The following is a 386-nucleotide window of genomic DNA, read 5'->3' on the forward strand; positions in this document are numbered from 1 at the left end:
CGCTGCCTTTAATCCTATCAACTTCCAATTGATATTCAGAAGCACTGGGTGACTGCTCCCCGCCCTGTCGGGCGGGGCTTCTGACTTCTCAGGCAGCAACCGGCAGTGTGCCGGACTTACGCTTGCCTCCATCAGCAGAGACGGACAGCCCTTCCGCCTTTAACTTCAAAATGCCCTGCCGCTTTATGTTGATGGCGGCGTTAATGTCCCGATCATGGACAGCGCCGCAATCGCACGTCCATGACCTGACATTGAGCGGCATTTCCTCTTGCTTTCGATTACAGCAGGAACAGACTTTCGACGAGGCAAACCACTGGTCAATTTTCACCAGATGTTTACCGGCCTGTTTCGCCTTGTAGTCGAGCTTGGTGACGAGGGAATGCCAG

Annotated in this window: 1 protein-coding gene; it reads right to left on the bottom strand. The window is 54.1% G+C overall.

The features are described 5' to 3' along the window. Positions 1 to 88 precede the first annotated feature (88 nt). Positions 89 to 386: zinc ribbon domain-containing protein (locus CWC16_RS19615; RefSeq protein WP_138542702.1), on the bottom strand; the 298-nt coding region annotated here is incomplete at its 5' end.

It is taken from the genome of Pseudoalteromonas sp. S3776, assembly GCF_005886915.1.
Lineage (GTDB): Bacteria > Pseudomonadota > Gammaproteobacteria > Enterobacterales > Alteromonadaceae > Pseudoalteromonas.